This window comes from Fervidicella metallireducens AeB (assembly GCF_000601455.1).
Lineage (GTDB): Bacteria > Bacillota > Clostridia > Clostridiales > Caloramatoraceae > Fervidicella > Fervidicella metallireducens.
Genome location: NZ_AZQP01000010.1, coordinates 63,514 through 70,112 on the forward strand (window position 1 = coordinate 63,514; position 6,599 = coordinate 70,112).

Annotated in this window: 7 protein-coding genes and 5 tRNA genes; all 12 read right to left on the reverse strand. The window is 30.2% G+C overall.

Annotated elements, in window-relative coordinates:
• Window positions 1-134 precede the first annotated feature (134 nt).
• Window positions 135-449 carry a hypothetical protein gene (locus tag Q428_RS04835; protein WP_035378730.1) on the reverse strand — a complete coding sequence of 105 codons (315 nt, stop codon included), beginning with the start codon at window positions 447-449 and terminating at the stop codon, window positions 135-137.
• Between the two features lie 71 nt (window positions 450-520).
• Window positions 521-1,384 (reverse strand): ComEC/Rec2 family competence protein, encoded by an 864-nt coding sequence (locus tag Q428_RS04840; protein ID WP_035378732.1) that lies wholly within the window; start codon window positions 1,382-1,384, stop codon window positions 521-523.
• An 89-nt stretch (window positions 1,385-1,473) separates the two neighbouring features.
• Window positions 1,474-2,181, reverse strand: a complete 708-nt coding sequence (locus tag Q428_RS04845; RefSeq protein ID WP_035378734.1) for a stage II sporulation protein P — start codon at window positions 2,179-2,181, stop codon at window positions 1,474-1,476.
• Window positions 2,182-2,289: 108 nt separating this feature from the next.
• Complete coding sequence (locus Q428_RS04850; RefSeq protein WP_035378736.1) at window positions 2,290-2,661, reverse strand: hypothetical protein; 372 nt, start codon at window positions 2,659-2,661, stop codon at window positions 2,290-2,292.
• A 188-nt stretch (window positions 2,662-2,849) separates the two neighbouring features.
• Window positions 2,850-3,632, reverse strand: coding sequence for a sugar phosphate isomerase/epimerase family protein (locus tag Q428_RS04855; protein WP_035378737.1), 783 nt, complete (start codon window positions 3,630-3,632; stop codon window positions 2,850-2,852).
• 482 nt (window positions 3,633-4,114) lie between these two features.
• Window positions 4,115-4,756 (reverse strand): hypothetical protein, encoded by a 642-nt coding sequence (locus tag Q428_RS04865; protein ID WP_035378741.1) that lies wholly within the window; start codon window positions 4,754-4,756, stop codon window positions 4,115-4,117.
• A gap of 248 nt (window positions 4,757-5,004) precedes the next feature.
• A complete protein-coding gene (locus Q428_RS04870; protein WP_035378744.1) occupies window positions 5,005-5,865 on the reverse strand; it encodes a hypothetical protein in 861 nt (286 codons plus the stop codon).
• Between the two features lie 290 nt (window positions 5,866-6,155).
• Window positions 6,156-6,231 (reverse strand) — tRNA-Lys (locus Q428_RS04875).
• 14 nt (window positions 6,232-6,245) lie between these two features.
• A tRNA-Arg gene (locus Q428_RS04880) sits at window positions 6,246-6,322 on the reverse strand.
• Window positions 6,323-6,354: 32 nt separating this feature from the next.
• A tRNA-Arg gene (locus Q428_RS04885) sits at window positions 6,355-6,431 on the reverse strand.
• A 4-nt stretch (window positions 6,432-6,435) separates the two neighbouring features.
• Window positions 6,436-6,509: transfer RNA gene (locus Q428_RS04890), tRNA-Gly, on the reverse strand.
• A 5-nt stretch (window positions 6,510-6,514) separates the two neighbouring features.
• Window positions 6,515-6,589, reverse strand: a tRNA-Gly gene (locus tag Q428_RS04895).
• Between the last annotated feature and the right edge of the window lie 10 nt (window positions 6,590-6,599).

The window sequence follows — 6,599 nt, forward strand, 5'->3', positions numbered from 1 at the left end:
TTTTCTATTACATCAGGGCGAAAATCCACCAATCCCATTCAATATATGTATTCAATCCCTGCTATGTATATAGCTATAACATTGTAATAATATCATACAATAAACACATATTCAAGTATATACCTGAGTTATCCCTACTTCAGTTTCATTATCACACGCTCGTTAGTCATTAAATTAAGATCACCTTCACTAAGCTCTTCTGACTCTGCATAATTTAAAAGCTCAATACTATAATATTTGGAAGCATTAAACACTCTGAATCCCTTAAGATTACCATTTGAATCTATTAAATCAACCATATCTATTATTAGATTTGCTGCTGTTTCAGGTTCATATGTCCTGTTTCCAATTTGTGCTTCATCATAATTACTTGTTTCTGTACTTATTTCACTGTATGACTCATAATATATGCTAACAACATCGTGCTTTTTATCATAACAGACCCTCACCCGAATTTCTCCCTCCTAAACTACTATAAGTAAATTATACCCCTATTTCCCTTACTATTAAACATAAAATTTCAATTATTTGTATTTATTTTTAATGTTTTCCCATCTACTATAAATTTTATCGTTCCATATATATCAGTTCTATATATATTAATGTTACTTTTTTTTAATAATTCAATCGTTTCCCTGTGGGGATGTCCATAATCATTTCCCTTTCCACACATAATCACAGCATACTCTGGGTTAACCAATTTCAAAAATTTTTTTGAAGTCGATGAAGTACTTCCGTGATGTCCAATTTTTATAACATCAGCTTTAACGTCAAAACTTCTATCTATAATCTCGTATTCAGAGAGTTTCTCTGCATCGCCCATCATTAAAAAACTCTTATCTTTGTAAGTAACTTTAACAACAGCACTATAGTTATTCAAGTCTTTATATTTTTCTTTGTTAGGTGCTAAAAACAAGAATTCTACTCCATCTATTGTAAAGGATACCCCTGCCTCAGCCTTTTTTATTTTCAACTCTTTATTTTTAATTTCTTCCATTAAATTTTTAAATGAAGCTGTGTTTGCTGTAACCTTTGGCATATAAATATTCAAAATATCATATTGTCTTATAACGTAGTCAAGATTTCCAATATGATCTTCATGTGGATGTGTAGCTATAACTGCAGAAAAAGTATCTATTTTATTTTTGTTAAGATATTCAATAAATTCTTTTTCATTATTCTGAGAACCAGAATCAATCAATACATATTTATCCTTTGGTGTCTTAATTAGAATAGCATCACCCTGCCCTACATCTATAAAGGATACTTCTAGATTATTATATGCATCTTTAATTTCTTTTTCCTGCGTATCTAATGTAATATTGCTACAGGCTGCTAAAAAAACTAATACTGTTAAAATTACAATAATTCTAAACTTTTTCATATAATCACTCCAGATTTTAAAATTGAGCCGTAAATTAAAAGGACTCTTTAGAGTCCTTTTAATGTCTTGTAATAATAATATCATAAATTTCAGCACAAATTAAAGCTACCTGTTAAATAATTTATTACAGTAATTTTCTTTAAAGCAATTACCAATTTATCAACATAAGTTTTTACATCTTCCATTGAAGTATTACCTGTTCCAATATTAATTAATAATGCGTTATTTGATAAATCTTGATTGAATATATCTGCATTATTTAAAATTATTTTAGTGGTATTTTTTTTATCTAAGTTATCTATTTCATTTAATAATCTATCTGCAAATTTTCTATTTTCTTTAAATGATTTATTCTTTTCAGAAACTACTATGTTAATACCTTGCTCAGAATTTTTTACCAGTGGTTTTTGATTTTTCTGAAACACGGGATAGTCTATATGAATATCAAGTAGAATTACTTCATTGAAATTTTCAACTTTTTTCTTTAGCATTTCCCTAGAAATCTCAAACCCATTATTGCGAGGAGTGCTTGTGGGCACTTCTAAAAGACAAACATTTATATATTCATTTTTTAATTTATTAAAAATTTCTTCTGCAATGTCAGTTACATTATTACCATTATAATACATTTCCTGTGGATGTGAGCAGTAAATTATAATTGTTTTGCTTTTATTTGAATCTTGATTTATAGTTGTTGATTTTCTCGTGCTCAAAAAAGTGACTAATGCAGTTACAATCAGTATAACTGTTATCAGTAAAATTACTTTTTGTAAATTATTTTGAAATAACTTTATCATCATAGTTCCCCTTTCAATTTAAAACATCTTAAAAATATGCACCAATACAAAGAAATACAATTTATAGTTTTTATAGTTTCACACAATATGAAAATATTGATTTTTCTATTAATGTAATACATAATGATATGTGTAATTTTTATAGCGTTCTAAATCATAACCACTTAAATCTGATTGCCATGTAGATGAGTAGGTTGGCCCTGTGGTATAATATTCATAATAATTTACAAACTGTATGCTTCTATACTCAGTTGAATAATATCCCAAATCCTCCCATGCTCCTGTTTTTTTATTTCTAACCTGAAGATAATGATCCACTGCTGGAACTTCCTCACTATAACTCATTGGAAATACTATGTCTGAATTAAAGTTCTCTCTTGTATTAACATCTATCTTTGCTAAAGCTAAATTGGGCATTGTTATTACTGCTATCATAACTATAAAAATAATAATGGAAATGATTCTGTTTGATAAGCTCATTGTACCCCCCCCTTAAATACTTTGATTATATGCACATCTGTTAATTGATGTCATATTTACTAATATATTTATAATATTATTGAATTATTCATGTAACATAATTTTCACTACTTATTGTTAAGTAATGTATTAATGAAGTTTCTCTACCGTTTTTGACAAAATAATTTTATTGAAATCATATTTACTTTTTACCACTCCAGACTCTCAACATATTTTTTGGCAAGACTTAACTCATCTAATGATTTAAAATTTTCATTGTATACCTCAATGATAAATGGTATTTCCAGATTAACCTTCTGAACTCTTCTTACTATCTTTTTCAAATCAATATTCCCTTGTCCTGGAAGCAGGCATGTATTATTTTTATCAGCATCGTTTATGTGTATATTAAATATTCTGTCATCAAAAAATTCCAGATACTCCATTGGCTCTTTGCCACTCCTTACTGCTTGTTTGATATCAAGCGTGAATTTTATTTCTTCCTTCATATTCTCTGTTACTTCCCTGACAAAATCAATATTGTTGCTTCTACACCAGGATACGTTTTCCCATGCTAATTTAACTCCGTGCTCCTTTGAAATGTTTATCAAATTATCCATACCCAATGCAATTTCCTTTGGATTTATTTTTTCAGATGTATTACGTAATCCATGAAATACATAACATTCTGCTTCCAGTATTTCAGCGGCTCTACACATCTTTTTGAATTTTTTCTCCATATCATTCTTCCTTCTTGGATATCTGTCAAACAAAAAAGGTTCAAAAGCCCCTGAAAAACCATGAACTGAATAAATATGTAAACCAAGGCGGTCAGCCTTTTGCCTCAATTTCATACAAAACTTTTCTTCCATCTCATAATCAGTTTCTAAAAATATTTCACATAATCTAAAACCAAGGCTGCTTATTATATCTAAGGTATCCTCTGTATTAATATTAGGGTAAAAGCATGCTGTTGAAATTCCAACTCTCATTTATTTCCTCCTGAATAATAACGAATTATTTTACTTTTTGCTTGTACGAACTGTACAGTTTTTATTATAACATTTTAATATACATAATATTAAAAATAATCCTGAAGATGTGCTCTTAGGATTATTTTTTGTAATTTGAATAAATAAACTATTTCTGGATACAATACTAAATGTGATTCAATTTCCACCTAAAAATTAAATGTAGAAAAGGCAATCTCATACTCCTGTTTATTCCTGTTTCAGTGCTGCCAAATAAATTGTTTCCATGGGGTTGCCTTTTTAATGTGTATAATGGGTACAAGCCTTGAAAAAATCTGTTGAAATCCCAAACTTATTACAATAGTGTTCTCCATCAAATTCAAAACAAGTTTTACAGTATCCACAGCTTATATTATCATAAGGTGTTTCCTGTAGCGAATAATACAATTTAACATATAAGTCATAAGCTTTATTTAACATGCCCCTATCCTCATTCTCTTTTGCTATAATGAATATAGGCTCATCAGGCTTCCACCTTTGTAAAGGATAGCTTTTTTTATCATCCTTACTGCAATATCTATATTTTCTTTTCTCTTCTGTAAGGACATTAGTTCAAAGCAACTATAAGTACATCTATCCTTTAAAATCCTTTCACCTGTTATTCCCTCTGCGTACTTAAAAAAATTAAATCTTTCACTTAATATTTTATCTGTAGTCTCCTCAAATTTACCTATTTGACTGGTAAGCAGATATATTTCTGCCTTTCTCAGCCATATTTGTTCAATCCATGAAACATGATATACTCCAATATCATCCCCTAAAATTACATCCCTAGACCAATTTTTCTCCGCTCTCTCTGCATAATTAAGGGCATATTCATATTCGCCATCATCTATAAAATCTCTAGCCAGAATATAAAGATTCCAAACCAACAAGTTTCTTTCCCACAGATTTTCAGTATAATCATTTATAGTATTGACTATATCTCTGGCCATTGAAATACCTACATCCCGGGAACCATACGCTCTGTGAAATCCTGCTACAATTGAGGATAAAAGAAGGTTTTTATAGTCCATTTTATATTCATTAAGTATAGAAGATGATATTTTCCCCTGCAAATCATCTGTTTTATAATAATTGAGCATGTTTTACCCCCAAATAATTCTATATATTTAATTATATGAAGGCTATAATCTATTTTTGTATAAAATCAATAAATAGGACATCTTATAACATGTACAATTTATAATTCTATAACTAATTCTAGAAATGCTACTCCTACTTAATAAAAAAATAGGAAAAGCAAATTTAAATACGCTTTTCCATTATGTTGAAATTCAGTTTCATGACCCAATATATTTTCAAATGAATAGGTTTGTCATAGATATAAAGTCTATTTCTTTATAATTTTGACTCCACCTGATTTAAGCATAAATTTTTCAGATTCCACAACTATAATTAAATTTCCATTCTCATCATTTTTTTCGTAAGTGATATTACTTATATTCCTTGTCAACTCTCCTAACCTCTTATGACCTGTTCCATCAACCTTCATTGCCCATAGATATAAAGTTGAATCCTTCATAAGGTATGGTAAATGTGATACATACACTATCCTTCCATCAGAAGTAAAATGGGGCTTAGCACTCCATATATACCATGGCGATTTCTTAAGCACTTCATCCTTCTTTATTGTTATTCCTGCAGAAAGGGATTTATACGAATCTCTGCTGATTTTTCTGCATCCTTTATCTACACTATATATGATTATTTCCCCTGATTTTAAATCGTCAAAAACAAGAGATTTTTTATCCAAAGAAATATCGTAGTTAAAGTTGCCATCAGATGACTCAATACCTACAACTGACTTCTCAAGACCATCAAGATATTCTATTTTATAGATAGTACCTGATGAGGATTTATACTCATAGAATTGGCTCTGTTTGTTGATATTTTCGTTATTATTCTCAACTTTTGGAACTGCTGTGGAGTTTTCCTTTTCATCAGTCTTATTATCAACAATTTTATTTTTATTTACCTCTGGATTTTTTTCATTTTCTCTCGTTAATTTAATATTTTTTATCTTATTGAAAAACTTGAATTTATCAGAAATATTTATATCATTTTTTGTAAAGTAATATTTCCCACCAAAATAGCCAGCAAAAAAAAGTATTAAAATTATCAAAAAAAGATTCAATCTTTGTCTTTTTCTATATTTTTCGTAATCCTTACTAAAGATACTCGGTTTACCCATTTAAATTCCTCCCTAGTATTTCTTCCAAAACTTATTATAACTCAAATACTCCAATAAAAAAAGTAACTCTGTATCTTTTACATACAATAATCTACGGAATTTTCAAAAATAATAAAGCCAATTGGCAGCTCTATACATTAGATATATAAAATATATAATAATACAACCTTCAGTAAGATATATAAAAATCTTAACTAATTTCTCTTTATCCATAATAGCACCTCAATAAAATCTATTATTAAGATAGTGTTTTTATGAATAAAAAAACCACCTTAAAAGGTGGTTTAACATGGTGGACCATCGGGGGCTCGAACCCAGGACACCCTGATTAAGAGTCAGGTGCTCTACCAACTGAGCTAATGGTCCATATTATTTTCTTATGGTGCGCCCAGTAGGATTCGAACCTACGACCTCCAGATTCGAAGTCTGTAACTCTATCCAGCTGAGCTATGGGCGCATAAAACTAATTCTGCCCATTACTTATGTATCTGGTGCGCCTTAAGAGATTCGAACTCCTGACACACGGCTTAGAAGGCCGTTGCTCTATCCAACTGAGCTAAAGGCGCATGTTGGAGCGGGTGATGGGAATCGAACCCACGTAGCCAGCTTGGAAGGCTGGAACTCTACCATTGAGCTACACCCGCATGTATGGAGCGGAAGACGGGATTCGAACCCGCGACGTTCACCTTGGCAAGGTGACGCTCTACCACTGAGCCACTCCCGCATAATCATAA

What these genes read in the sequence shown, in the direction of transcription:
- Q428_RS04855 (WP_035378737.1), bottom strand. Translation starts at nt 3,632, where the DNA reads ATGAGAGTTGGAATTTCAACAGCATGCTTTTACCCTAATATTAATACA.
- Q428_RS04840 (WP_035378732.1), bottom strand. Translation starts at nt 1,384, where the DNA reads ATGAAAAAGTTTAGAATTATTGTAATTTTAACAGTATTAGTTTTTTTA.
- Q428_RS04870 (WP_035378744.1), bottom strand. Translation starts at nt 5,865, where the DNA reads ATGGGTAAACCGAGTATCTTTAGTAAGGATTACGAAAAATATAGAAAA.
- Q428_RS04850 (WP_035378736.1), bottom strand. Translation starts at nt 2,661, where the DNA reads ATGAGCTTATCAAACAGAATCATTTCCATTATTATTTTTATAGTTATG.
- Q428_RS04845 (WP_035378734.1), bottom strand. Translation starts at nt 2,181, where the DNA reads ATGATAAAGTTATTTCAAAATAATTTACAAAAAGTAATTTTACTGATA.
- Q428_RS04865 (WP_035378741.1), bottom strand. Translation starts at nt 4,756, where the DNA reads ATGCTCAATTATTATAAAACAGATGATTTGCAGGGGAAAATATCATCT.